Annotated in this window: 19 protein-coding genes; 11 read left to right on the top strand and 8 right to left on the bottom strand. The window is 68.1% G+C overall.

All coding sequences use genetic code 11. The annotated features are described in order from the left end of the window. Positions 1-35: 35 nt before the first annotated feature. Positions 36-1,157, top strand: a complete 1,122-nt coding sequence (locus ACFOPH_RS02270) for a type IV pilus twitching motility protein PilT (RefSeq protein WP_312553820.1) — start codon at positions 36-38, stop codon at positions 1,155-1,157. A gap of 53 nt (positions 1,158-1,210) precedes the next feature. Here the strand turns inward: ACFOPH_RS02270 and ACFOPH_RS02275 are convergent, their stop codons facing one another. From ACFOPH_RS02275 to ACFOPH_RS02305, 7 genes are all read right to left on the bottom strand, one after another. Next, positions 1,211-1,618 carry an OsmC family protein gene (locus ACFOPH_RS02275; RefSeq protein ID WP_312553816.1) on the bottom strand — a complete coding sequence of 136 codons (408 nt, stop codon included), beginning with the start codon at positions 1,616-1,618 and terminating at the stop codon, positions 1,211-1,213. Between the two features lie 305 nt (positions 1,619-1,923). After that, complete coding sequence (locus tag ACFOPH_RS02280; RefSeq protein ID WP_379737847.1) at positions 1,924-3,189, bottom strand: c-type cytochrome; 1,266 nt, start codon at positions 3,187-3,189, stop codon at positions 1,924-1,926. Further along, on the bottom strand, positions 3,189-3,905 hold the full coding sequence (locus ACFOPH_RS02285; RefSeq protein ID WP_379733204.1) for a c-type cytochrome: 717 nt from the start codon (positions 3,903-3,905) through the stop codon (positions 3,189-3,191). Before ACFOPH_RS02285 ends, ACFOPH_RS02280 begins: the two co-directional genes overlap by 1 nt. Positions 3,906-4,026: 121 nt before the next feature. After that, the gene (locus tag ACFOPH_RS02290) at positions 4,027-4,182 is read right to left on the bottom strand and encodes a hypothetical protein (RefSeq protein ID WP_312552019.1); all 156 of its coding nucleotides are present in this window, start codon (positions 4,180-4,182) and stop codon (positions 4,027-4,029) included. A gap of 162 nt (positions 4,183-4,344) precedes the next feature. After that, the gene (locus tag ACFOPH_RS02295) at positions 4,345-4,752 is read right to left on the bottom strand and encodes a glutaredoxin family protein (RefSeq protein WP_312552018.1); all 408 of its coding nucleotides are present in this window, start codon (positions 4,750-4,752) and stop codon (positions 4,345-4,347) included. A gap of 150 nt (positions 4,753-4,902) precedes the next feature. Beyond that, positions 4,903-5,499 (bottom strand): 3'-5' exonuclease, encoded by a 597-nt coding sequence (locus ACFOPH_RS02300; protein WP_379733206.1) that lies wholly within the window; start codon positions 5,497-5,499, stop codon positions 4,903-4,905. A gap of 10 nt (positions 5,500-5,509) precedes the next feature. Continuing rightward, the gene (locus ACFOPH_RS02305; RefSeq protein ID WP_379733208.1) at positions 5,510-6,067 is read right to left on the bottom strand and encodes a ProQ/FINO family protein; all 558 of its coding nucleotides are present in this window, start codon (positions 6,065-6,067) and stop codon (positions 5,510-5,512) included. A gap of 615 nt (positions 6,068-6,682) precedes the next feature. On the opposite strand from ACFOPH_RS02305, the gene rpoD reads away from it, so the two are divergent. The 5 genes from rpoD to ACFOPH_RS02330 all read left to right on the top strand — a co-directional run bounded on the left by rpoD (position 6,683) and on the right by ACFOPH_RS02330 (position 17,085). Further along, positions 6,683-9,421: an RNA polymerase sigma factor RpoD gene (gene rpoD, locus ACFOPH_RS02310; protein WP_379733210.1), complete on the top strand. Its 2,739-nt coding sequence runs from the start codon at positions 6,683-6,685 to the stop codon at positions 9,419-9,421. A 194-nt stretch (positions 9,422-9,615) separates the two neighbouring features. Next, positions 9,616-11,556 (top strand): methyl-accepting chemotaxis protein, encoded by a 1,941-nt coding sequence (locus ACFOPH_RS02315; RefSeq protein WP_379733212.1) that lies wholly within the window; start codon positions 9,616-9,618, stop codon positions 11,554-11,556. 136 nt (positions 11,557-11,692) lie between these two features. Further along, on the top strand, positions 11,693-12,529 hold the full coding sequence (locus ACFOPH_RS02320; protein WP_379733214.1) for a transporter: 837 nt from the start codon (positions 11,693-11,695) through the stop codon (positions 12,527-12,529). 212 nt (positions 12,530-12,741) lie between these two features. Then, positions 12,742-14,943, top strand: a complete 2,202-nt coding sequence (locus ACFOPH_RS02325) for a family 10 glycosylhydrolase (RefSeq protein ID WP_379733216.1) — start codon at positions 12,742-12,744, stop codon at positions 14,941-14,943. A gap of 174 nt (positions 14,944-15,117) precedes the next feature. Beyond that, positions 15,118-17,085, top strand: a complete 1,968-nt coding sequence (locus ACFOPH_RS02330; RefSeq protein WP_379733218.1) for a histone H1-like repetitive region-containing protein — start codon at positions 15,118-15,120, stop codon at positions 17,083-17,085. Positions 17,086-17,157: 72 nt separating this feature from the next. Here the strand turns inward: ACFOPH_RS02330 and ppc are convergent, their stop codons facing one another. Next, the gene (gene ppc, locus ACFOPH_RS02335; protein ID WP_379733220.1) at positions 17,158-19,965 is read right to left on the bottom strand and encodes a phosphoenolpyruvate carboxylase; all 2,808 of its coding nucleotides are present in this window, start codon (positions 19,963-19,965) and stop codon (positions 17,158-17,160) included. A 168-nt stretch (positions 19,966-20,133) separates the two neighbouring features. On the opposite strand from ppc, the gene hemC reads away from it, so the two are divergent. The 5 genes from hemC to ppa all read left to right on the top strand — a co-directional run bounded on the left by hemC (position 20,134) and on the right by ppa (position 24,938). Continuing rightward, positions 20,134-21,105: a hydroxymethylbilane synthase gene (gene hemC, locus ACFOPH_RS02340; RefSeq protein WP_312552770.1), complete on the top strand. Its 972-nt coding sequence runs from the start codon at positions 20,134-20,136 to the stop codon at positions 21,103-21,105. After that, a complete protein-coding gene (locus ACFOPH_RS02345) occupies positions 21,098-21,865 on the top strand; it encodes a uroporphyrinogen-III synthase (protein ID WP_312552767.1) in 768 nt (255 codons plus the stop codon). The genes hemC and ACFOPH_RS02345 overlap by 8 nt, the downstream gene beginning before the upstream one ends. Then, the gene (locus tag ACFOPH_RS02350) at positions 21,862-23,019 is read left to right on the top strand and encodes a uroporphyrinogen-III C-methyltransferase (RefSeq protein WP_312552769.1); all 1,158 of its coding nucleotides are present in this window, start codon (positions 21,862-21,864) and stop codon (positions 23,017-23,019) included. Before ACFOPH_RS02345 ends, ACFOPH_RS02350 begins: the two co-directional genes overlap by 4 nt. Positions 23,020-23,022: 3 nt before the next feature. Further along, positions 23,023-24,219, top strand: coding sequence for a heme biosynthesis HemY N-terminal domain-containing protein (locus tag ACFOPH_RS02355; RefSeq protein ID WP_379733222.1), 1,197 nt, complete (start codon positions 23,023-23,025; stop codon positions 24,217-24,219). Between the two features lie 179 nt (positions 24,220-24,398). Further along, on the top strand, positions 24,399-24,938 hold the full coding sequence (gene ppa / locus ACFOPH_RS02360; RefSeq protein ID WP_312549487.1) for an inorganic diphosphatase: 540 nt from the start codon (positions 24,399-24,401) through the stop codon (positions 24,936-24,938). Positions 24,939-25,032 lie beyond the last annotated feature (94 nt).

The raw sequence follows: 25,032 nt of genomic DNA on the forward strand, positions 1-25,032 counted from the left end.
GAACGACACTTCGATTGATCAAAGAGCCACGCCAGATGGAATACCACCAGTCCTCGCAAATCCCCACGCTGTCGTATATCGAGAACGAAGACCACCCGGTCTTCGGCACGCTGGTCGAGCAGATCCTGCATCTGCTCAATTCGCGCCTGGTGTTCTCGGACATCATCATCCACCAGAACAGCCCGCTGATGCTGCGCCAGCCGAAGGGCCTGGTGGCGGTGACGGATTCGCCGATCACGAAGGAAGAGCTGGAAGAATTCTTCGACGTCATCGAGCCGAACTGGGCCGAGCGCATCGCCGACCGCGCTTTCGACCGCTCGATCGACCTGCACACGGCGCGCATCCGCGCCAACTGCTTCAGCTTCCAGGGCAAGAAGCGCCTGGGCTGCGTGATTCGCCGTTTCCCGAAGGAGCCGCTGCCGCTGGCCGAACTCGGCCTGTCGAGCGACGCCCAGGAATTCGCGCAGCTCTCCAGCGGCCTGGTCTTGATCATCGGCGACACCTGCCAGGGCAAGTCGACCACCATCGCCTCGATGATCGACGAGATCAACAAGCGCCGCTCTGGCCACATCATCACCATCGAAGACCCGGTCGAGACCCTGATCCCGCAGCGCAAGTGCATCATCACCCAGCGCGAAGTCGGCAAGGACGGCGACGTCGAGAGCTATTACCTCGGTGCGCTCGACGCGCTGCGCGAGCGCCCCGACGTGATCGTGATCGGCGAGATCCGCGACGCCCAGACCGCCCAGGAAGCGCTGGCCCTGGCCGAATCCGGTCCGCTGGTGCTGGCCTCGCTGCACGCGCGCTCGACCGAGATGGGCCTGCAGAAGATGCAGCGCCTGCTCGGCAACAGCGAATCCCAGGCCCAGGCCCTGGCGCACGCGCTGCGCGGCGTGCTGTGCCAGGCCCTGTTGCCTTCGCTCGACGCCAACCGCTACCACCTGGCCACCGAATGCCTGACCGTGAGCCCGGCGGTGGCGCGCCTGATCGAAGCCGGCGACCTGGGCGCGCTGCGCGAACACATGAACAGCGGCCGCGACCCGGGCAGCCACACGATGAACGCCTCGCTCGAACGCCTGCTGGCCGGCCACAAGGTCAGCGTCGAGGATGCGCGCAACGCGACCACGGATCGGGTCGGGTTCGCCGAGCTGGTTTGATGGCGGCGTAGGGCGAACGGCCCGGCAGCTCCGGCGCGACTGAACGCCCAGGCCTAGGCTTGACGCCTTACCAACTCGACCGGCACGCCGGCCCGCACTGTGTTGTGTACTTCGGCCACTGCGTCGGTTTCGCACAGCAGCCGCGCCAGCACGGAATGCGCGGCAGGGGAGGACACGCTTGCCCGGTAGGTAATGTTGGTGGCGGCGAGGCCGACCCCCGGAAACTCGGCGCTTGCTTCCACTTCGACGCCGTCGATCGGTACGCCGAGACGCTCGGCCTCGCGATACAGGTCATTGCAGTAGCAGGTTGCCAACGCGAGCATGAGAAACTCGCCGCCATTGATGGCAGAGCCTTTGCCCGCGCTCTTGGGCGGCACACGCAAGGGCTGGACCGAGTTGCCAGTCCGAACAGTCACGTCGTGTCCGGCGGCTGAGTTTGTGACAATCGCGGTGATCTGCATGGGTTCTCCATGGCGTCTTGCGCGGCCTGGCGTGGGGCAAAGCGGCCGGCCGCGGCGGGATTGAAAAGGATTTGCGCCGCTTGCGCGTCACATCAGGGGGCGCCTTGCCTTGTAATAAACCGCTGGAATTCACGCAAGTACCCATATTACGCCAGCGGTGAAGCAGGCGCCGCCGATGGTTGCAACGGCCAATGGCGCGATCGCAGTGCCTTTTGCCACGACCTTTCTTACGCGTTCGAAGTATTGTTGTCTAGGCGATTGAAATTCGTATCGGTCGGAGGTGATCTCCATTTCCCTGAACGCCGCTAATCCAGCGGCACCGCCCGATACCGGTTCACCTGCGCACTGGACACTGGCGCCGCCGCATTGCCCCAGCTCGCGCGCAGGTAGGTGATCAGGATCGCGGCCTGGGTGTCGTCCAGCACATGGCTGAAGGGAGGCATGCCATAGGGGCGTGGGTTGCCGGCCGTGCCGGGCGGGAAGCCGCCATTCAGTACGACGCGGATCGCGTTCACCGGTTCCTCGAGCGTCAGGGCCCGGTTGCCGGCCAGCGCGGGGTAGGGGCCGAGGCCTTCGCCGCGCTCGCCGTGGCAGGCGGCGCAGTGCTGGCCGTACAGGCGCGATCCTTCCTGCAGCACCTGTTCCTCGGGCCGCGGGGCGGGCGTACGTTCGCGCGGGGCGGCGCCGGGGAGGGACTTCAGGTAGGCCGCCATCGCCCCCAGGTCGGCGGGAGTCAGGTGCTGCAGGCTTTGCGCCACCACCTCGGCCATCGGCCCGGTGACGCTGGCGCCCGGCGCCACGCCGGTGCCCAGCAGCTGCACGATGTGCTCTTCCTTCCAGTTGCCCAGGCCCGCTTCGGCGTCCGAGGTCAGCGAAGGCGCATACCAGCCGATGGTCGGAATCAGGCCGCCTTCCAGTCCTTCGCTCGACGCGCCGAAGCGGTTGCGCGTGCTGTGGCAGGCGGCGCAGTGGCCGAGGCCCTCGACCAGGTAGGCGCCGCGGTTCCAGCGCGCGTCGCGTGCCGGCTCGGGCTCGAACACGCCGGGCTTGAAGTAGAGCAGGCGCCAGCCGGCCAGGGCGAGCTGGCTGTCGTAGGGGAAGCGCAGCGCATGCGGGCGGTTCTGGACCTGGCGCGGCGGCAGGCTGCGCAGGTAGGCGAACAGGGCGTCGGCGTCGGCGCGCGACACCTTGGTGTAGCTGGTGTAGGGAAAGGCCGGGTAGAGCAGGCGGCCGCCTTTCGATTTGCCGTCGTGCAGGGCGCGCCAGAAGTCGTCGGCGCTCCAGGTGCCGATGCCGGTGGCGCGGTCGGGCGTGATGTTCGGCGCGTACAGGGTGCCGAAGGGCGTGTCCAGCGCCCGTCCGCCGGCATACGGCGCGCCGCCGCGTGCGGTGTGGCAGGCCATGCAGTCGCCGGCGCGCGCCAGGTAGGCGCCGCGCGCGATGTTGGTCGAGGTGGCGGCCCAGGCCTCGGGCGAGGCGCTCGGTGCGAACTGCTCGCGCGGCCAGGCGATCGCCGCCGCGACCGCGAGCGCGGCCACGATGGCGGCAACGAGCAGGGCCAGGCGCCGCATCATGGCGCGCTCCCGCAGGCCAGCGGCAGGGGCTTGCTGGCGCGCGCGGCGGGGAGGGCGTCGGCCGGCGTCGGCTGGCTGGCCAGCCAGGCGGAGATCGCCGACACGTCGGACGGCGCCAGGCGCGCGGCGATGGTCGCCATGCAGTCGGGCTGGTGGGCCTGGCGCACGCCGTTGCGCCAGGCGCCGAACTGGGCGTTCACGTAGTCGCGCGGCAGGTTCAGCAGGCCCGGGATGGCCGGGGCCACGCCCAGCAGGCGCTCGCCGTGGCAGGCGACGCAGGCCGGCACCTTCAGCGCCGTGTCGCCGCGGCGCACCAGTTGCTCGCCGCGCGCGAGCACGGCGGCGCTCTCGCGCGCCGGCGGCGGTGCCGGCACGGGCGGATGCTGGCCGGCGAAGTAGTCGGCGATCTCGTGCAGGTAGGGATCGGGCAGGTGGTTGACCATCCAGGTCATCAAGGGATACTGGCGCCGGCCTTCGCGGAAGTTGACCAGCTGGTTGTAGAGGTAGCCGGCCGGCTTGCCGGCGATGCGCGGGAAGTAGACGCCGCCGGCGTTCGTGCCTTGCGTGTCCTTCGGCGCGTGGCAGGCAATGCAGGCGGCCAGCCGCTGTTCGAGCGTGTCGGGTATGGGCTGCCGGTCGGGCTGCCGGGTGGGCTGGGCGGGTTGGGCGTGCGCGGGGAGGGCACAGGAGAACAGGGCCAGCGCGGTGGCCATGGCACGCGCCGCGGATGCGTGAAAATCGGAGAAGCGAAGCCGGCTGGTCGTCAAATCGGTGTTCCTGTCGTTGCGCGGCCGGCTTGCGCCGGCCCGGGTGTCACGTCGAAGCTGGGGGCTGTCAGCTGTTCAGGCAGATCTCGTACTGCTCCCAGCAGTCGTACAGGAAGGGATCGCAGACCTGGTAGAACTTCCAGCAGCGGTCTGGATCTCCGGCGTGGGCCGCCGATATGCCGAGACCGAGGGCGAACAGGAATAGTGCAAATTTGCGCTTCATTTCATCTCTCCGGTTAGGGCAGACGTGATGACAGAATGATACCACGCCGTCTGTTCACGCGGCATCATTGTTGCGAAAAAAAGAAGAGCAGGCGAGCGTGCGCTGCCGCGGCCTGTTGCGGGAAATGGGAAAGGCGCGGGGACGATACCCCGCGCGGTGCGCTCAGCGCGCCTGGGCGACCGTCTGCGGGACGATGCCGGCGTTCTTCAGGGCGTCGTCGTAGACCGGCGCCATGAAGCCGTCGATGCGGCGGTTGCCGATCAGGATCAGCGGCACGCCTTTGCCGTCGAGCTTGCCGAAGGCTTCGCGCGCCGCCGGCGACTTCTGGACATCGTAGTCGGCAAACGCGATGCCGCGTTCGCGCAGGTAGTCGCGCGCCTTGGCGCAGTACGGGCAGGTCTCGGTGCCGTACATGACCACCTTGATGTTCGGGTTGGGGAAATAGGCAGCGTAGTTGCCTTCGGTGTAGTCACCCTTCAGCCATTGCGGCACGCGCGGCGCCAGGGTGCCGATGGCGATGCCGGCGGCAATGATGAGAAGGTAGGAAAAAACGGTTTTCAGGTGCTTCATTGCGGTCTCCCGGTGGTGACTGTGTCACTTGTCTTTGTATGGTTGGCGTTGCCGCCACAGAAAGTGTACCGCGTGAATTGTGAAACAGAAGCAATCAATAATGATAGGTTTCTGCTAGGTTTTCCATGCCTGGTGCATGAAAAGAGGGGCTCAGGCTGCGTCCTGGGTGGCGCGCCAGCGGCGGTAGACGCGCAGGGCCGCATGGGCATCGTCGGCCGCGTACAGGATCTGCTTGTCGCTCAGGCGCGGCAGCGCCCAGTTGGTGGTGGTGATGCGCTTGGACTTTTGCATTTCCTGGCCGAAGAAACGCGCCACGGCGGTCTTGGCGCCGAGCGGATTGCGTTCGCCGCGGCGGCGCAGGGCGGTGGACAGGTCGAGCACGTTCTGCGGCTCGATGCCGAGCTTGGCGCGGACCCGGCGCAGGTCGTCGCCCAGGCCGAAGCCGACCTTCAGGATGGCGTCGGACTCGAGCACGGTGCGCAGCAGCGCGACCACTTGCGGAGGCGGCGCTGCGCCGATCTGGAACAGGTAGGCGCTGTCGTCGGTGGCCAGTTGCACCAGGTGCGGGCCGGTCGATTCCTCGCCCTTGGCAAAGGTCGGCTTGGACTCGGTGTCGAAGCCGATGACGTCCGCTGCGGCAAGCGCCTGCAAGGCGCTGGCCGCATCGGATGCGGACTTCACCACCAGGACCCCGGACAGCGCGAGGCCCTGGTAGGGCGGCAGGATATCGTCAGGCGTCGCGCTCATGCCCGCGCAATCAGTTGCGCGAGAACTTGGAGGCGAGCTGCTGCAGCTTTTCCTGGCGCAGGCGGGCCGCTTCCGCCTCGGCGGCGGCGGCTTTCTCAGCCTTCTTGCGCTCGGCTTCCTTCTTGAAGCGCAGCTGCAGCTGTTCCTTGGCGTGGCTGCGATGGGTGTCGGTCACTTCCGCGCCGGCCACGCCGTCGAGGTCGTAACGCACGGTCGCCTTTTCCATCGCGCGCAGGTAGCGCATCGAGCCGGTGTGGATGCCGAGCGCGGCGCGCATGGTCTTGCGGTCCAGGCCGGGCATGCGCGCCAGCAGCTGCCTGTCGATGCCGATCGCCAGCGGCAGGCAGTCGCGGAAAGCAGGGAATTGCTGCTGCAGTTGCTTGAGCAGGGCACGCGCCGACAGCGCGGGCGCGGCGGCAGGCGCCGGGTTGCCGGCCGGCGCGCCGTCCGACGAGGTTTCCGGCGCGGCGGTCGATGCGGTCGATTCCGTGCTGGTGTTCTCGGCGGGAGTAGTGGTATTGACGTCGGCGGTTTCGGCGGCGGGACTAATGGTGTTCATTGACTTCATGGTAATAGCGGGAAAGCGAAGGATAGCATGCTGGCTGCGACAAGTGCGCTGCAAATCGTGTGAGGTCGTCGTGATGGCGGTGTCAAATTGGCGTAAAGTTCGTGTGAGTGTTGCTATTAGGTAAGCTAGTTGCCTGGACAAGGTGGCAAGCCGGCGCCGCGCTCCGCGAAATCGTGTATGATCCCCCTCTTGCCTTGCGCACGGCTTGCGCCGGCGCAGAGGGACGGAAGAGTCGTCCGTGGATGGTCATGCAGCACTATGTGATCTGGTTATATCCATTATCGGATATTTCAATTATCACCAATTCTTGCTTTAAGGCATAATGTTGTCTGTCTCCTCTATTCTTCCTAACCGAGATTAGAACCAAGCCCGTTTCATCCGACGGGCTTTTTTTCGTTCCGCCATGCACACCGCAATCTTGATCACTGCTCATCGACTCCCTGCTACCCGCGCATCCGGCCAGGCCGCCTGCCGCCGCAGGGGAAGGCGTGCTTGATTTGTGGCCTGTGCGCCCTTAATTAGGGCCATTCCCGATTCCTTTCCCCCGGCCCCAGCGGGCCATGGTGAATTATTGACCTCGCAGGCGCGCATCCGCCTCGACAGGAGAGTTTTTTTATGAAGAACACCGCCAAGACCCTGACCCTGACAGCGAAGAAGGCGCCGTCCAAGACCACCACGGCACAGCTGGCAGTGCCGAAAACCGCGACCTCCTACTTCCTCGAGACGGAAGCGGCGGCCAAGGTGACGGTGGTGAAGACCCGTTCGCGCCTGGCATCGCTGAAGGCCCAGGCCGAGGCGGTAAGCAACGACGCGGCCGCTGCGGCGCCCGAGGCCGTCGAGGCGGCGTCCGCCGCCGTGGAGACTGCAGCGGCGCCTGCGGTCGTTGAAGCGGCAGCGGCGCCTGCCGCCGTTGATACTGCAGCCGCGCCTGCGCCTGCGCCTGCCGCTGCCGCGCCGGTGGCCGAGCTTGCGCCGGAAGCGCCTGCCGCCCCGAGCGCTGCGGCCGACGCCGACGCCGAGCCGTATTTCACGGCCCCGGCCACGCCGGCGGTGGCGCCGGTCATCGTGCGCAAGCGCACCTCGAAGCTGGCTGCACTGAAGGCGGCCGAAGCGCCGGCACCGGCGCCCGTGGCGGCGCCTGTCGTCGCGCCTGCGCCCGCCGCCGAAGAGGCGCCGAAGGTCGTGCGTACCCGCACCCGCCGCCTCGAACCGGCAGCCACCGGGGCCGCCAAGGCCGCCACCGGCAGCGTCAGCAAGACCACCGACGCCGCCGCGCTGGCCGCGATCGATACCTCGGGCTACCTGCTGCCGCAGGTGAAGGTCCCTGGCCGCCGCGGCCGCAAGCCGAGCGAATTCATGCCGGAAAACGACGAAGTCGCCGCGCTGAACGCGGTCGAGCGCGCCGAACTGAAGGCGGTGTCGAAGGCGCGCGAGCGCAAGGCCAAGGGCCTGGCCGGCCTGAGCGAGGAAGGCTTCTCGGGCGAGGAGCTGGAAAAGCGCCGCCAGCAGCTGCGCAACCTGATCAACATGGGCAAGGAGCGCGGCTACCTGACCCATGCCGAGGTCAACGACCACCTGCCGGAAAACATCATCGATCCGGAAGCGATCGAAGGCATCATCGCGACCTTCAACGACATGGGCATCGCCGTCTACGAGCGCGCGCCGGAAGCGGAAATGATGCTGTTGTCGGACAACGCCGTGACCCCGACCAGCGAAGACGAAGTGGAAGCGGCCGCCGCGACCGCGCTGTCGACCGTCGACTCCGATTTCGGCCGCACCACCGACCCGGTGCGCATGTACATGCGCGAAATGGGCGCGGTGTCGCTGCTGACCCGCGAAGGCGAGATCGAGATCGCCAAGCGCATCGAGGAAGGCCTGAAGGACATGGTCCAGGCGATCTCGGCCTGCCCGATCACGATCTCGGAAATCATCGCGCTGTCGCACAAGATCGCCAGCGACGAGCTGAAGATCGACGAAGTGGTGGACGGCTTCGTCGACCTGAACGAGTCCTCGTCGACTCCGGCCCCGAGCACCAGCGCGGCTGCGTCGGATGACGAGGAAGAGGAAGAGGAAGAAGAGGTCGAGGAAGAAGAAGGCGCAGCCGGCGGTGGCGCGGCCGGCTACTCGGCCGAGCAGCTGACGCAGCTGCGCAAGAGCGCGCTGGAAAAGTTTGCCCTGATTGAAGAGCAGTTCGACCGCATGGGCCATGCCTTCAAGAGCAGCGGCTACGGTTCGGCCGCCTACGTCAAGGCGCAGGAAATCATCTCGCACGAGCTGCTGGGCATCCGCTTCACCGCGAAGGTGGTCGAGAAGCTGTGCGACACCCTGCGCGGCCAGATGGACGAAGTGCGCTCGATCGAGCGCGCCGTGCTGGACATCTGCGTGAACCGCTGCGGCATGCCGCGCGCCCACTTCATCAAGGTCTTCCCGGGCAACGAGACCGACCTGGAATGGGGCGACCGCGAAGTCGACTGCGCCTATCCGTACAGCGCGGTGCTGAGCCGTAACCTGCCGGCGATCAAGGAGCTGCAGCAGCGCATGATCGACCTGCAGGCGCGCGTGGCGCTGCCGCTGGCCGACCTGCGCAAGATAAACAAGCAGATGGCCGCCGGCGAAAAGCGCGCGCGTACCGCGAAGCGCGAAATGACGGTCGCGAACTTGCGTCTGGTGATCTCCATTGCTAAAAAATATATCAACCGCGGCCTGCAGTTCCTCGACCTGATCCAGGAAGGCAACATCGGCCTGCTGAAGGCGGTCGACAAGTTCGAATACCGCCGCGGCTACAAGTTCTCGACCTACGCGACCTGGTGGATCCGCCAGGCGATCACGCGTTCGATCGCGGACATGGCCCGTACCATCCGCGTGCCGGTGCACATGATCGAGACCATCAACAAGATGAACCGCATCTCGCGCCAGATCATGCAGGAAACCGGCAGCGAGCCGGACCTGGCCACCCTGGCCGAGAAGATGGAAATGCCAGAGAACAAGGTCCGCGAGATCATGAAGATCGCCAAGGAGCCGATTTCGATGGAAACCCCGATGGGCGAGGACGGCGATTCGCAGCTGGGCGACTTCATCGAGGACAACGCCACCCTGGCGCCGCTCGACGCCGCGCTGCACGCCTCGATGCGCAACGTGATCAAGGAAGTGCTGGACTCGCTGACCCCGCGCGAAGCCAAGGTGCTGCGCATGCGCTACGGCGTCGAGATGTCGAACGACCACACGCTGGAAGAAGTGGGCAAGCAGTTCGACGTGACCCGCGAGCGCATCCGCCAGATCGAAGCCAAGGCGATGAGCAAGCTGCGCCAGCCTTCGCGTTCGGACAAGCTGAAGACTTTCTTGCACGATAAGTAAGCCATTTCCGGTACCATGCACAAGCCGCCCCGTCGTCATCGACCGGGCGGCTTTTTTCATGGCGCTGTTGCAGCGCCTGCGCAACGTTCCTTGTCACGGTGAAAACACTTGCGCTGAAATTCGTTGACGCATGTTGAAGGATCGCGAGACCATGCCAGAAGGAAACAAATCCACCCTTTCTCACATCCATTCTCATGCTCGCCCAACTCTTCCGCCGCTGGTCCATCAAGACCAAGCTCATCCTCAGCATGAGCGCCTGCCTGCTGTTGTTCGTCCTCATTTCCACTGGCCTGAATGTAATGCTGACGGGAAAGGGCCTGCGCGAACGCGTGGTGACGCAGGAACTGCCGGCCGTGGTCGGCGAGATCCGCAATGACGTGCTGCGCCAGATCAGCGCGCCGCTGACCGCTTCGCTGGGTATCGCCGGCAACACCTACCTGCATGCCTGGGAGCGCTCCGGACTGGACGAGCAGGGGCTGGAGGCCTGGCGCGCCTACGCGGCCCGAGCCAAGGCCGACAACAAGGCGGCGAGCGTTTTCTGGGCCTCGCAGTCGACCTTGAAGTTCATGGATGACAAGGGCTTCGGCTACATGCTCGAAAAAGGCAAGGCGCGCGATGCATGGATGGACCAGTTCCTGGCCAGCGGCCGCCCTTATGAACTGAACATGAATGCCGATCCCCAGAACGGCGAGCTGAGGCTCTTCATCAACACGCGCGCCGACGCCGGCGACGGCAAGCTGGCCGTGGCCGGCATCGGCCTGTCGATCAGCGCGCTCGGCGAGGCGGTGCGCGCCTACACGATCGGCAAGTCCGGCTACGTCTACCTGGTGCGCGAGGATGGCACCATCCTGTTGCACCGCGACGCCAAGCTGGCCGACGGCACGCACAACATGAAGGACCTGCCGGGCTTCACGCCCGAGCTGGCCGCCAGCCTGCTGGGAAAGGCGAAGTTCGCGCACGCCGAGCATGCCTCGTCGCTGGGCCCGATGATCGTCGCCTCCTCCCACATTCCCGAGCTCGGCCTGTACATCGTGGCCGAGATGCCCGAAAGCGAAGTCCTGGGCAGCCTGACCCGCTCGATGATGACCGCCGCCCTGGTTGCAGCCCTGATCGGCGGCGGCATCGGCCTGGTCGTGATCTTCCTGATCAGCCGCGCGATCGCCGCGCCGGTCGCGCGCGCCGGGGCGATGCTGGGCGAGATTGCCGAGGGCAAGGGCGACCTGACGCGCCGCATGCCGGTCGAGAGCGAAGACGAGGTCGGCCTGCTGGCCGATGCCTTCAACCGGTTCGTCTCTTCGCTGAACCGCACCATGAGCGAGGTGCGCGCCAGCACCCACGCGATCGCCGGCGCCTCGGCCGAGATCGCCGCCGGCAACATGAACCTGTCGAGCCGCACCGAGGCCCAGGCCTCCAGCCTGGAAGAGACCGCGGCCGCGATGGAAGAGCTGACCTCGACCGTGCGCCAGAACGCCGACAACGCGCGCCAGGCCAACCAACTGGTGATGTCGGCCAGCGGCCAGGCGCAGCAGGGCGGCGAGGTGGTGGGCGAGGTGGTCGCCACCATGGGCTCGATCACGGCCAGCTCGCGCAAGATCGCCGACATCATCGGCGTCATCGACGGCATCGCTTTCCAGACGAATATCCTGGCGCTGAATGCCGCGGTCGAGGCGGCGCGCGCGGGCGAGCAGGGCCGCGGCTTCGCGGTGGTGGCGAGCGAGGTGCGCAACCTGGCGCAGCGCTCGGCCGCCGCGGCCAAGGAAATCAAGCTGCTCATCAACGCGTCGGTCGAGCAGGTCGATGCCGGTGCGCGCCTGGTCGATACCGCCGGCGCCACCATGACCGGCATCGTGCAGGCGGTGCGGCGCGTGGCCGACCTGATGAACGAGATCGATGCCGCCAGCAGCGAGCAGAGCCAGGGCATCGGCCAGGTCAACGGGTCGATCGCCACGATGGACGACGTGACCCAGCAGAACGCCGCCCTGGTCGAGGAAGCGGCCGCCGCGGCCGGCGCGCTCGAGGAGCAGGCCGCCCGGCTGGCGCAGGTGGTCGGCGCTTTCAAGCTCGACGAGACGGAAAGTAACGGCCCCGCCGCGCAGGTCGCCGCGCCGGCGCGCCGGCCCCTGCTCGCCGCCTGAGGCGGCCGGCAGCAGCGGCCGACAGCAGCGGCCGACAGCAGCGGCCATCCAAGCGGGCCGCCCTGTCCGGCCCGGCGGTTGTAAGATCGGTCGTGGCCGGCGTACCAGCGCCGGCGCCGCCATCATGGAGCCGCGCATGACCCGATCCCTTCTTTGCCGTTCCCCGCAAGGCCTGTCCGCACGCAGCCTCGTCATGCTGCTGGCGCTCGGCTGCGCCGGCGCGGCGGCCCAGGAGCAGGGCGCGCAGGACGAGCCGATCGCATCCGGCCGTCCCGACTTCGTCGAATCCAGCGAAGGCATCGGCAAGGGCCGGGTGCAGCTCGAGACCGGTCTCCTGAGCGAACGTGCGCGCGGCGACGCGGGGCGCGAGCATACGCTGAGCACGCCGACCACGCTGCGCGTCGGCGTCAGCGAGACGCTGGAGCTGCGGGTCGAGAGCGATGGCCGCAGCGTGCTGCACAGCCGGGATGCGGCCAGCGGCGCGCGCACCACGCAGGCAGGCTATGCCGACAGCACGATCGGCCTGCTGTGGCACGTCGCCGACGCCCGCGGCAGCCTGCCGTCGACCGGCGTGCTGGTCGACGCCACCCTGCCGACCGGGTCGCGGCTGCTGCGCGGCGAGGGCGTGCGGCCGTCGCTGCGTGTCGTCGGCAGCTGGGATTTGCCGGGCGACATGCAATTGAGCGTGATGCCCGGCCTGGCCGTCGAACACGAGGACGAAGGCGGCCGCTACACCCATGGCCTGTTCGGCATCGGCCTGGAAAAGCGTTTCGACGCGCGCTTGCGCGGGGTTGCCGAACTGGCGCTGCCGCAGATCGCTTCCAGCCGCCATGGCGGCACCCAGGCCAGCGCCGGCATCGGGCTGGGCTGGCTCCTGACGCACGACTGCGAAATCGACACCATGTTCTCGCGCGGCCTGAACCACAACACCCCCTACGCCAGCTTCACCGTCGGCCTGTCGATCCGGCGCTGACTTCCCTCCGGGCGCACCGATCGGTCCGTCCGCCGCCTCATGTGTCCGGGTTATGCGACACAGCCGCAAATTCATTGGTGAGCCTATTTTCCCACGCGTAATCTCTTAAGAAGATGGCAATGCTTTGGCGTGGGAGACGCCGGGCGCCATCCAGCGCAGCCCGTGCGCCAGCCGTGCGGGCACGTTCACCTCAACCCGCAAAAAACGACAACATGAAAAAACTTTTGCTTGCCGCGGCAGCCAGCCTGCTGGCCGCGTCCCTCGGTGCGTCCCTGGCGCACGCCGATACCGCCTCCGTCACGCCCAAGCGCGAGCTGCGCGGCGTCTGGATCAGCACTCACCTGAGCCTGGATTGGCCGAACCGTCTTCATACGCCCGAGCAGCAGCGCGCGGCCCTGGTCGGCATCCTCGACCACAACAAGGCGACCGGCATGAACGCCGCCTTCTTCCAGGTGCGAAGCCAGTCCGACGCCATGTATCCGAGCACGCTCGAACCCTGGTCCTACTACCTGACCAACAACCAGGGCAGCGCGCCGGCGCCGAGCTGGGATCCGCTGCAGTTCGCGATCGACGAGTCGAGGAAGCGCGGCCTGGAATTCCACGCCTGGATCAACCCCTACCGCGCGGTGGCGAACACCGCCAGCGAACGCAATCCGGCCCAGTACGCGGCGAACCACATTTCGCGCACCCATCCGGAGTGGCTGCTGACGGTGGGCACGGTGAAGATCCTGAACCCCGGCCTGCCCGAGGTGCGCGACTACGTCACCACGGTCATCATGGACATCGTCGAGCGCTACGACGTCGATGGCCTCCACTTCGACGATTACTTCTACCCGAGCGGCACGATCGCCGACGACGCGGCCTATGCGGCGGACCCGCGCGGTTTCCCGGCCACGGCGGCGGGACGCGCCGACTGGCGCCGCGACAACGTCAACCTGCTGATTGCCCAGGTGGGCGAGCGCATCCGCGCGGCGAAGCCCTGGGTCAAGTTCGGCGTCTCGCCCTCGGGCATCTACCGCAGTAGCCCTGACCCGGCCATCGGCTCGCCGACGTCGAGCGGCGCCAACCAGCACTTCGTGCACAACTTCGCCGACAGCCGCACCTGGCTGCAGCAGGGCTGGGTCGACTACCTGGCGCCCCAGGTCTACTGGTACATCGGCCAGACCGGCTCGGACTACAAGCTCCTGGTGCCGTGGTGGAACGAGAACGCCTTCGGCCGCCACGTCTACGTCGGCATCGCCGACTACAAGATGAACACGGCCGGCTGGCTGGACCCGAAGCAGGTGGCCAACCAGATCGCCCTGAACCGCACCCAGGGCAACATCGCCGGGCAGGTCCACTTCCGCCACGCCTTTTTGGCCGCCAACCCGCTCGGCTACCGCAGCGACCTGATGCAGAACACCTACGCCCGACCGGCGCTGGTGCCGGCCATGCCCTGGAAGGACACGCTGCAGCCTTCCGCCCCGTCCGCCCTGAGCGCCGCGCCGGGCCAGGACAACGCGGTGCAGCTCTCCTGGAGTCCGGCGATCGGCAGCCGCGACGAGATGGACAAGGTGCGCCGCTACGCCGTCTACCGCTCCAGCGAGGGCGCGCTGGACACCGAGCGCGGCGACAACCTGCTGGCCGTGGTCGAGTCGGATGCCGCCGGCTTCGTCGACACCCGGGCCGAGCCGGGCCAGTATTACTACTACACCGTCACCGCCCTGAACCGCCTGAGCCACGAAAGCGCGCCGGCCAACCTGGTCAGCAACGACTTCGAGGCGCCCGGCGTGCGCACGCGTGACGTGTCGCTGACGCTGGCCAACGGCACTGCCAGCCTGCAACCGGCCGACCTGGACGGCGGCACGACGGACAACTGGGGCGTTGCATCGCTGAGCGCCTCGCGCACGGCGTTCGGCTGCGCCGACATCGGCGCGCAGCAGGTCTCGTTGACGGCCATCGACAAGGCGGGCTTGAGCGCTTCCGCGCCGGCCACGGTGAACGTGATCGGGCACGTACCGCAGCCGATCGTCGAGGTCAGCCGTCCGGACACCACGCCGACCGGACAGCCGGCCGGCACCATCGTGCTGGGCTATGGCGCGCAAAGCGTCAGCCTGCGCGCCTACGATGCGGACCCGGGCACCGGCTTCGCCTGGAACCCGGCGCCGGGCCTGGCCGCCGACGGCGCCGCCGCGACCTTCGCGCCGAGCGGTGCCGGGACGTTCGCGCTCACCGCCCAGGCGGTCAGCGCGAACGGCTGCCCGGCGCCGGCGACGGTGACGGTCTCGGTGATCGACGCGCGCTGCGGCAACGGCAAGGTGGCGGTCTGCCACAAGCCGGGCAGCGCCGGCCGTGGTGTCGACATCTGCGTGTCGCCGAACGCCGTCCCGGCCAAGCTGCGCCAGGGCGACAGCCTGGGCCGCTGCACGCCGTAAGCGAGCGAAGCCGCCCTTGTCGCGATGCCGCCCGGGCCGCTGGCCCCGGGGCATTTTTCATTGATGGTCGAGGCCGGGCCCGCGCACGGGAGATTCCAGCGGGAATCGGAAATATTTCCTTTGTGATAGCATCGCCGGGTTCCTTGCCTCATTGGCATCCTTGCAGTCCTCACCATGGTCAAGTCACCCCATCTCGCAGCGGTCAACAATGAAAGCGCTTTCGTGCAGGCCGCAGCGCTGCCCGCGCACGGATTCGCCGACGCGGGCGCCGGGGTCTACGCGCAGGGCAATCCCTGGCGGATGCGCAGCGCGCTCATCGTCTCGCTGGCGGTACATGGCCTGCTGCTGAGCATTTCGCTGGGCGGCGAAGCCTTCGGATTGCCTCGATTGCAGTTCCCCTGGGAAGAGCGACGGCTGGGCGCGAACGATTTGCGCATCACCCTGGCTGCGGCGCCTGCCGCGGCCCCTGCGCCCGCGCCCGCGCAGCCCGCGGCGGCCGCGCCACGCAGGACGACACCTGCCGCTGCGGCCCGGCGTCCCGCTACCGCTCCATCGAAACCGGTTCCGACGCCGCCCGCGGCCGTCGCCGAGCCGGTGCCTGCCCCGGTCCCGCCGCCGGCAGCGCCTGCGCCGAGTCCGGAACCTGCGCCGCGCCCGGCACCCGCGCCGGCGCCGGAACCGGTGCTTGCGGCGGCGGAGCGGTCGGGTGCGCAGCTCGTCAGCGTGCCGGAGCCAGCGCCGGCAGCCGAGCCTGCGGCAAGCGAGGCGCCGCAACAGGAACGCAGCGATACGCCGGCACGCAAGCAGGCCGCAGAGGAAGCGCAGGAAGAAGCGCTCGCCCTGGCCAGGGCCGAGCAGGCACAGGCCGAGGAAAAGGCCGCCCAGGCAGCCGCGCGCGAAGCTGCACAGCGGCGCGAAGCGGAACTGATCGCCCTGGCGCAGCGCGAGGCCACGCGGCAGGAAACGGAGCGCCAGCTCCTGGCCCGGCAAGCGCAACAGGCCCAGGAGGCCTTGCGCCAGGAGCAGGCCCGCGAGGACGCCGCGCGCCGCGACCGCGAGCGCGCGGAGGAGGCGCGCCTGGAGGCCGCACGCATGGAAACGGCGCGGCGCGAACAGGAACAGCAGGCGCAGCGCGAGCAGGCGCGGCAGGAAGCCGCGCGTGCCGAGGAAGCGGCCAGGAACGAAGCCGCGCGCCGCGCAGCGGAACGCGAGGCGCTCGACCGGGAAGAAGCGCTGCGCCGCGAAGCCTTGCGGCAGGAGCAGGCGCGGCGCGATGCGCTGGCCCGGGAGGAGCTCGCGCGTCAGGAAGCAGCGCGCCAGGAGGTCGCACGCCAGGAAGCAGCGCGCCAGGAGGCGGCACGTCAGGAAGCCGCGCGTCAGGAAGCGGCACGCCAGGAGGCGGCACGTCAGGAAGCCGCACGTCAGGAAGCCGCTCGTCAGGAGGCAGCACGTCAGGAAGCAGCCCGTCAGGAAGCCGCTCGTCAGGAAGCAGCCCGTCAGGAAGCAGCGCGCCAGGAAGCCGCTCGTCAGGACGTAACACGTCAGGAAGCGGCGCGTCAGGAAGCGGCGCGTCAGGAAGCCGCTCGTCAGGAGGCGGCCCGTCAGGAAGCCGCACGCCAGGAAGCGGGGCGTCAGGAGGCAGCACGCCAGGCAGCAGCGCAGCGTGAGAAGGCCGAACAGGAGGCGGCGCGCGAAGAGCGGCTGCGCGCGATCGGCCGGCAGCTCGACAAGGAAGCGGCCGAGCGTGAGGCTGCGTCGAAACCGCAGGACACGCTACCGGCGGCAAGCAGCCTGCGCCGCGGCTGGATGTACGGCCGCGCCGACCCGAATGCCGACCTGGTCGTCTACGCCCAGGCCATGAGCCGCAAGATCGAGATGAACATGACCTTCGACATGGTGCGCGAAGCGGTGAAGCAGCCGCACAGGCAGCCGGTCGTGACGATCGCGGTGCGCGCCGACGGTTCGGTCGAGAAGGTGACGTTCGTGCTGTCCAGCGGCGTGCCCGCCATCGACGACGCGATCCGCCAGGTGGTGGAGAGCCAGGCGCCGTATGGGCCGTTCCCGCCGGCGCTGGCGCGCCAGTACGACGTGGTCGAGATCCGGCGGACCTGGATCTTCGACATGGCGATCAGGCTGGAGTGATGGGGAGCGCAAGATCAGCGCGTGTGGCTGATCTTGCTGTAACTATCGACGCGTGGAGTCATCCACTCTACGTCAGCCCGTGTTGCGCAGGCCGGCCGCCACCCCGTTGATCGACAAATGAATACCGCGGTGCACGCGCGGGTCCATCTCTCCGGGTTCGCGCGACATCGCCCGGTGGCGGTGGATCAGCTCGACCTGCAGGTGGTTCAGCGGGTCGAGGTAGGCGAAGCGGTTCTGGATCGAACGCGCCAGCAGCGGGTTGCCGGCCAGGCGCTCGCTGGTGCCGGTGATCGCTTCCAGGCGGCGGATGGTCTCGCCGTGCTCGGCCGCGATGCGCTTGAAGATGCGCTCGCGCAGCGCGGCGTCCGGTACCAGGCCGGCGTAGCGCGAGGCGATCGCGAGATCGGTCTTGGCCAGCACCATGTCCATGTTCGACAGCAGGGTGGCGAAGAAGGGCCACTCGCGGAACATCTCCTGCAGCGTCGCCAGGCGTTCCTCCTGCGGTCCTTCATGCAGCCACTCGGACACGGCGGAGCCGAAGCCGTACCAGCCCGGCAGCAGCAGGCGGCACTGGCCCCAGGAGAAGCCCCAGGGAATGGCGCGCAGGTCCTCGATGCGGCGCGTCGACTTGCGCGAGGCCGGGCGCGAACCGAGGTTCAGTTCGGCGATCTCGGCGATCGGCGTGGCGGCGAAGAAGTAGTCGGTAAAGCCGGGCGTCTCGTAGACCAGGTCGCGGTAGGCCTTGTAGGCGCGCGCGGACAGTTCCGCCATCACGGCTTCGAAGCGCGCCAGGCGCTCGGCCTTTGCTCCTTCCGCCGCATGCGGGGTCAGGCTCGCTTCCAGCGTGGCCGCCACCAGCAGCTCGAGGTTGCGGCGCCCGATCTCGGGATTCGAGAACTTCGAAGCGATGATCTCGCCCTGTTCGGTCAGGCGGATCTGGCCGTTCACGGTGCCCGGCGGCTGCGCCAGGATCGCCTGGTAGCTCGGGCCGCCGCCGCGGCCGACGGTGCCGCCGCGGCCGTGGAACAGGCGCAACTTGACGCCCGCGCGTTCGAACACCTCGACCAGCTTCAGCTCGGCCTGGTAGAGCTCCCAGTTCGAGGTCAGGAAGCCGCCGTCCTTGTTCGAGTCCGAGTAGCCGAGCATGACTTCCTGCAGCCGGCCCTGATGCTCGATGATGCGCGCCACCGGCGGCATGGCCATCCAGGTTTCCATGATGCTCGCCGCGCGCTGCAGGTCGGGGATGGTCTCGAACAGCGGGATCACCATCACTTCCGACATGCCCTGCGAGACCTTCAGCAGGCCGCCTTCCTTTTGCAGCAGCAGCACTTCGAGCAGGTCCGAGACTGCCTCGGTGTGCGAGATGATGTAGTTGCGGATCGCCCGTGCGCCGTAGCGCTGGCGGATCTCGCGCGCGGCGCGCACGATGGCCAGCTCGGATTCGGTCTCTTCGGAATACGATTCGTAGGGCGTGTACAGCAGCCGCGGCTGGGCCAGTTCGGCCAGCAGCAGCGCCACCTTGCCGTCCTCGGACAGCGCCGCGTAGTCGGCCTCGACGCCGGCCTTTTCGAACAGTTCGGCCAGCACGCGTTCGTGCACGTCCGAGGTCTGGCGCATGTCGAGCGAGGCCAGGTGGAAGCCGAAGATGCGCGCCGCGCGCATCAGGCCGGCCAGGCGCGGCAGGATCAGCATGGCGCCGTGGTTGGCCGCCAGCGATTCGGCCACGATCTCGAGGTCGGCCGCGAATGCGTTGGCATCGCGGTAGGGCGCGGCGTGGCCGACTTCCTTGCGCAGGATGTTGGTGGCGCCGAGTTCGCGCGCGCTGGCGGCCAGGCGCGCGTAGATGCCGATCAGGGCGCGGCGGTAGGGTTCGTCCTCGCGGTGCGGCGACTGGTCGGTCGAGCGCTCGGCCAGCGACTGCATGGCTGGCGTGATGTCGACCATCAGGGTCGAGGTCGACAGCTCGGCGCCGAGCGCGTGCACTTCGTCCAGGTACCAGTCGAGGATGGTGGTGGCGTGGCGCATCACGGCGTGGCGCATGGTGTCGGCGTTGACGTTCGGGTTGCCGTCGCGGTCGCCGCCGATCCAGCTGCCCATCTGCACGTAGGCCGCGTCGCCCAGTTGCGCCGGCTTGCCGTGGTACTGGACGCCGATCTCGTCCTCGATGTCGTCGTACAGGGCCGGCAGCTCGCGCAGGAAAGTGATGCGGTAGTAGGACAGGGCGTTCTCGATCTCGTCGGCCACGGTCAGCTTGGTGTAGCGCAGCATGCGCGTCTGCCACAGGGTGGCGATGCGGGCGTGCATCAGCTGCAGGTTGCGCACCTGCTCCTTCGGCGTGAGCGGAGCATCGCGCTCGGCCAGCAGGCGCGCGATGTCGTGCTCGGCGTCGAGGATGCTCTTGCGCTGGACCTCGGTCGGGTGGGCGGTGAGCACCGGCGCGATCAGGGCGTTGCGGAAGAAGTTCTCGACGGTGGGCTGGTCCACGCCGGCGGCGCGCAGCTTGCCCAGGGCGTAGCCGACGCTGCCTTCGCGCGGCGGCGAGCCGTTCAGCAGGTGGGCGCGGCGGCGCCGGTTGTGGTGCTGGTCCTCGGCGATGTTGGCCAGGTGCGAGAAATAGGAAAAGGCGCGCACCACCGAGATCGTCTGGTTGCGGGTGAGCTTGTGCAGCAGGCTGGTGAGTTCCTGGCCGGCTTCCGGATCGGCATCGCGCCGGAAGCGCACGGCGGTCTGGCGGATCGTCTCGACGACGTCGAAGACGGCGTCGCCTTCCTGGTCGCGCAGCACGTCGCCGAGCAGGCGGCCGAGCAGGCGGATGTCTTCTTTCAGCGGGGCGTCCTTGTCGGCGCCGGCGGAGGTGTCGGGTGCAACGTGTTTGTCCATATCGACCACTGATTCTCTAATGTTGGAAACGCCGGGTTGTGCATGGCGGTGGGCCACGATCTGTATTCAAGCCCCATGCTAAAATTTGTGATCCTATGCAAGGGCCTTTACTGGCATCGGCCGGTGAGCGCAACGACAGTGAAAGAATTCGTTTTGAAAGCATCCGAAATGACGCAGCAGGTGCAAGTGCCGTCGCAATTGATTATCGCATCGCGCGAGAGCCGCCTGGCCATGTGGCAGGCGGAACATGTACGCGACCGTCTGGCCGCATTATATCCAGATTGCCAAATTAGCATTCTCGGCATGACGACGCGCGGCGACCAGATCCTCGACCGCACCCTGTCGAAGGTGGGCGGCAAGGGCCTGTTCGTGAAAGAGCTGGAAGTGGCGATGGCCGAGGGCCGCGCCGACCTGGCCGTCCATTCGCTGAAGGACGTGCCGATGGACTTGCCGGAAGGCTTCGAGCTGGCCGCCGTGCTCGAGCGCGAAGATCCGCGCGATGCGTTCGTGTCGAACGACTACGCCAGCCTCGACGCGTTGCCGGCCGGCGCCGTGGTCGGCACCAGCAGCCTGCGCCGCCAGGCGCTGATCGCGGCCCGTTATCCGCACCTGGTGATCCAGCCGCTGCGCGGCAACCTCGACACCCGCCTGGGTAAACTCGACCGCGGCGACTACGCGGCGATCATCCTGGCCGCCGCCGGCCTGAAGCGCCTGGGCCTGCCGCAGCGCATCCGCAGCGTGCTGGCGCCCGAGCTGAGCCTGCCGGCCGCCGGTCAGGGCGCGATGGCGATCGAGATCGCCAGCGGCGAGCGCCTGGACGGCGCCGACCTGCGCGCCTTGCTGGCGCCGCTGAACCACCTGGACACCGCGCGCGCCGTGATGGCCGAGCGCAAGGTCTCGAAGATCTTCGGCGGCAGCTGCCAGATCCCGCTGGCCGCGCATGCCACTGTCGAGGGCGACACCATGCACCTGCGCGCGATGGTCGCCACGCCCGACGGCAAGCGCAGCGCGCACGCCGAACTGACGGGCGCGGCCGGCCAGCCGGAACTGCTGGGCGAGCGCGTCTCGGAACTGCTGGGGCAACAGGATGCGCACGCGATCCTGGAAGCGATCCGGCAGGACGCCAGCCCCGATGCCTGAGTCCGTCGTCATCACCCGTCCGCGCGCCCAGGCCGACGGCCTGGTGCGCGCCGTGGCCGCCATCGGACGCACGCCGGTGCTGTTGCCGCTGCTGGAGATCGCGCCTTTGGCCGACCAGTCGGCCCTGCGCGCGGCGCTGCGCGAGCTCGACAGCTACGCCCTGGTCGCCTTCGTGTCGCCGAACGCAATCGATGCCGCGATGGCGCTGGTGCCGGCCTGGCCGCGCCAGGTGGCGCTGGCCGTGCTCGGCGAAGGCAGCCGCGCCGCGCTGGCGCAGCACGGCCTGACCGAGGCCAACGCCACCATCCTCGGCCCCCAGGACCCGACCCGCAGCGATTCCGAGAACCTGCTGCAGACGCTGGACCTGGCCGCCCTGCGCGGCAAGCGCGTGCTGATCGTGCGCGGCGAGACCGGGCGCGAGCTGATGGCCGAGGGTTTCCGCGCCGCCGGCGCCGCGCTCACGATCGTGCCCGCCTACCGGCGCAGCGTGCCGGCGCTGACGCCGGAACTGGGTGCGACCCTGCGCGCCTTGCTGGCCTCGCCGAACGACTGGATAATCACCAGTTCGGAAGCGCTGCGCGGCCTGTTCGGGCTGCTGGGCCAGCTCGACCATGAGCTCGTGGCGAAAATGCAACAGCAGCACGTCATCGTCCCCCATGCGCGCATCGCGGACGCCGCCCGCGCGCTGGGCCTGGCGCGTGTCACGCTCACCGGCTCGGGCGACGAGCGACTTATTGCCGCGTTACAATCTCGAACATGAACGAATTGCCGAACAATCCAGAGCTGCCGCCGACGCAGCCTTCCGCCGCGCCCCAGGCGCCGGTCCCCGAAGCCTATGCGGGCGCGCGCCCGCCCATGGGAGGGCCGAGCCTGGCCGACAGGCTGACGCGCCCGCTGCCGCTGGCGGTGATCGTGCTGTCGGTACTGCTGGCCGCCCAGACCTGGTCGAGCCACAGCCGCATCAACACGCTGCGCAAGGAAATGGCGATCAGCCTGCAGAAGGGCAACCAGATGAATGCCGAAACGGCCGCGCTGGCGCGCGACGTCGCGGACCAGTCGAAAGCCCTGCAGGTGAAGGTCGGCGTGCTCGAAAGCCGCCAGCTGGAAAGCCAGAGCCAGCAGCTGGCCCTCGAGCAGCTCTACCAGGACCTGTCGAAGAGCCGCGACGAATGGGCGCTGTCGGAAGTCGAGCAGGTGCTCTCGACCGCCAGCCAGCAGCTGCAGCTGGCCGGCAACGTGCAGGGCGCCCTGATCGCGCTGCAGAACGCCGACCGTTCGCTGTCGCGTTCGGACAAGCCGCAGTTCATCACCGTGCGCCGCGCGATCGCCAGCGACATGGAAAAACTCAGGGCGCTGCCGGCGGTGGACCTGGCCGGCGTCGCCGTGCGCCTGGACAGCGTCATCGGCCAGGTCGACACCTTGCCGCTGCTGTCGGACGAGAAGCCGCTGCTGCCGGCCGCGCCGGTGCGCGCCGCACGCACGCAAGGCGTGCAGGGTGCGGACAAGGGCACGGCGCCCGCGGCGCCGCTGTCGGTCGGCGAGCGCATGGTGCAGACCTGGCGCAACTGGACCGAGGAGATGTGGGACGACGTGCGCCAGCTGATCCGGGTGCGCAGCGTGAACACCCCGGACGCGCTGATGCTCTCGCCGGAGCAGCGCTACTTCGTGCGCGAAAGCCTGAAGCTGCGCCTGCTGAACGCGCGCATGGCGCTGCTCTCGCGTAACGAGTCCACCTTCGCCGACGACCTGGTCGCCGCCCAGGACACGCTGGTGCGCTACTTCGACACGCGCGCCCGCACGACCCAGCAGGCGCAGGCGGTGCTGCGCCAGGTCCAGGCGAACAACCTGTCGATCGAGATGCCGACCCTGGCCGACAGCCTGAACGCCGTGCGCAACTACAAGACGAAGCCTTAATCCATGCGTTTACTCCTCTGGTTAGTCGCCCTGATGGCCGCCGCCATCGGCATCGCCGTGACGGCCCGCTTCAATCCGGGCAACGTGGTGCTGTTCTATCCGCCGCACCGGATCGACATGTCGCTGAACCTGTTCGTGGTGCTGCTGGCGTTGCTCTTCCTGATGCTCTACGGCCTGGTGCGCGCGGTGAATGCGACCCGGCGCATGCCCGAGCGCGTGGCCGCCTACCGCCAGCGCAAGCGCGAGCGCGAGGGCAACAAGGGCCTGCGCGACGCGCTCAAGGCGCTGTTCGAGGGCCGCTTCGGCCATGCCGAGAAGGCCGCGATGCGCGCCGCCGAGCTGCCCGAGAACGCCGGCGTCGCGGCCCTGATCGGCGCGCGCGCGGCGCACCGCATGCGCGAGCCGGCGCGGCGCGACGCCTGGCTGGCCGGCATCGCCGCCGACAACGGCATGAAGACGGCGCGCCTGATGACCGTCATCGAGCTGCTGGTCGACGACCACCAGCCGGAGGCGGCCCTGGCGGCCGTGGACGAACTGAACGCCAGCGGCCAGCGCCACATCTACGCGCTGCAATGGTCGATGAAGGCGCACCAGCAGGCGCGCAACTGGCCCGAAGTGCTGCGCCTGGTGCGCATCCTGGACAAGCGCAATGCGCTGCACCCGGCGCTGGCGGCGCGCCTGCGCGAGATGGCCTACGAGGCCCTGCTGTCGGAAGAAGGCCAGGATCCGGAAGCGATCCGGCGTTTCTGGGCCGGCGTGCCCGCCGCCGACCGCCTCCAGCCCGCCGTCGCGGCGCGCGCGGCCGCTGCCTTCAATGCCGGCGGCCTGCACGACGAGGCGCGCGTGATCGCGGAAGACGCCCTCAAGGCCGGATGGGACGAGCGCGTGATCCGCGCCTACCGCGACGCCGCGGGACCGGCCGGCTCGGCCAGCCTGCTGGCGCAGATCGAGAACTGCGAAACCTGGCTGCGCGAGCGCCCGAACGACGCGGAACTCGCGTTCACCCTCGGTTCGCTCTGCCTGCGCCAGAAACTCTGGGGCAAGGCCCAGCGCTACCTGGAGCAGGCGCTGTCGGATGCGGTCGACGCCGCCATGGTGCGCGACATCCACCTGAAGCTGGCCCAGCTGCACGAGGCGCTGGGGCAGGACGAGCGCGCGGCGGGGCATTACCGGCACAGCGCGCTGGCGAACATCCTGTGAGCGCGGCGGGCGGCGACCCAGCCTGCCGTCGCATGGTCGAACGCTGTGCAGCGCCATCATCCGGATGGCCCGCCGGCTGTGTAATTGCCGCACCGCATAGCCTGCTGCGCCGCACAAGCTGATGCCTATTCGATATAATGCTCCCCTTTATTGAATCTTCAGCAACCAAGGAATAACCCATGAGCCTGAACAACGTTCCAGCCGGCCGCGATGTGCCGAACGACTTCAACGTCATCATCGAAATCCCGATGAACGCCGATCCGATCAAGTACGAAGTGGACAAGGACACCGGCGCGATCTTCGTTGACCGCTTCATGGGCACCGCGATGCACTATCCGTGCAACTACGGCTACGTGCCGCAGACCCTGGCTGCCGACGGCGATCCGTGCGACGTGCTGGTGATCACCCCGTTCCCGCTGATCCCGGGCGTGGTCGTGCGTTGCCGCGCGATCGGCGTGCTGAAGATGAGCGACGAGGGTGGTGGCGACGCCAAGGTGCTGGCTGTGCCGGTCGACAAGATCCTGCCGATCTACAGCCACTGGCAAAAGCCGGAAGACCTGCAAGACCTGCGCCTGCAGCAGATCCAGCACTTCTTCGAGCACTACAAGGACCTGGAAAAGGGCAAGTGGGTCAAGGTCGAGGGCTGGGCCGGTCCGGAAGAAGCGAAGGAAGAAATCGTCAACGGTGTTGCCGCCTACAAGGCCGCGCAGCAGCAGTAATTCCGTGTAAATGAAGGAAAAAGGCCGGCGCCCTCGGGGGCGCCGGCCTTTTTCTTTTTTATTTTTCTGCTCTATCGCGCGCTACCTGCCGCGG

The sequence above is a fragment of the Massilia haematophila genome (assembly GCF_042647645.1).
Taxonomy (GTDB): Bacteria; Pseudomonadota; Gammaproteobacteria; order Burkholderiales; family Burkholderiaceae_D; genus Telluria; species Telluria haematophila.

Coding starts and splice junctions, on each gene's coding strand:
- ACFOPH_RS02270 (WP_312553820.1), top strand. CDS start 36: ATGGAATACCACCAGTCCTCGCAAATCCCCACGCTGTCGTATATCGAG.
- ACFOPH_RS02275 (WP_312553816.1), bottom strand. CDS start 1,618: ATGCAGATCACCGCGATTGTCACAAACTCAGCCGCCGGACACGACGTG.
- ACFOPH_RS02280 (WP_379737847.1), bottom strand. CDS start 3,189: ATGCGGCGCCTGGCCCTGCTCGTTGCCGCCATCGTGGCCGCGCTCGCG.
- ACFOPH_RS02285 (WP_379733204.1), bottom strand. CDS start 3,905: ATGGCCACCGCGCTGGCCCTGTTCTCCTGTGCCCTCCCCGCGCACGCC.
- ACFOPH_RS02290 (WP_312552019.1), bottom strand. CDS start 4,182: ATGAAGCGCAAATTTGCACTATTCCTGTTCGCCCTCGGTCTCGGCATA.
- ACFOPH_RS02295 (WP_312552018.1), bottom strand. CDS start 4,752: ATGAAGCACCTGAAAACCGTTTTTTCCTACCTTCTCATCATTGCCGCC.
- ACFOPH_RS02300 (WP_379733206.1), bottom strand. CDS start 5,499: ATGAGCGCGACGCCTGACGATATCCTGCCGCCCTACCAGGGCCTCGCG.
- ACFOPH_RS02305 (WP_379733208.1), bottom strand. CDS start 6,067: ATGAAGTCAATGAACACCATTAGTCCCGCCGCCGAAACCGCCGACGTC.
- rpoD (WP_379733210.1), top strand. CDS start 6,683: ATGAAGAACACCGCCAAGACCCTGACCCTGACAGCGAAGAAGGCGCCG.
- ACFOPH_RS02315 (WP_379733212.1), top strand. CDS start 9,616: ATGCTCGCCCAACTCTTCCGCCGCTGGTCCATCAAGACCAAGCTCATC.
- ACFOPH_RS02320 (WP_379733214.1), top strand. CDS start 11,693: ATGACCCGATCCCTTCTTTGCCGTTCCCCGCAAGGCCTGTCCGCACGC.
- ACFOPH_RS02325 (WP_379733216.1), top strand. CDS start 12,742: ATGAAAAAACTTTTGCTTGCCGCGGCAGCCAGCCTGCTGGCCGCGTCC.
- ACFOPH_RS02330 (WP_379733218.1), top strand. CDS start 15,118: ATGGTCAAGTCACCCCATCTCGCAGCGGTCAACAATGAAAGCGCTTTC.
- ppc (WP_379733220.1), bottom strand. CDS start 19,965: ATGGACAAACACGTTGCACCCGACACCTCCGCCGGCGCCGACAAGGAC.
- hemC (WP_312552770.1), top strand. CDS start 20,134: ATGACGCAGCAGGTGCAAGTGCCGTCGCAATTGATTATCGCATCGCGC.
- ACFOPH_RS02345 (WP_312552767.1), top strand. CDS start 21,098: ATGCCTGAGTCCGTCGTCATCACCCGTCCGCGCGCCCAGGCCGACGGC.
- ACFOPH_RS02350 (WP_312552769.1), top strand. CDS start 21,862: ATGAACGAATTGCCGAACAATCCAGAGCTGCCGCCGACGCAGCCTTCC.
- ACFOPH_RS02355 (WP_379733222.1), top strand. CDS start 23,023: ATGCGTTTACTCCTCTGGTTAGTCGCCCTGATGGCCGCCGCCATCGGC.
- ppa (WP_312549487.1), top strand. CDS start 24,399: ATGAGCCTGAACAACGTTCCAGCCGGCCGCGATGTGCCGAACGACTTC.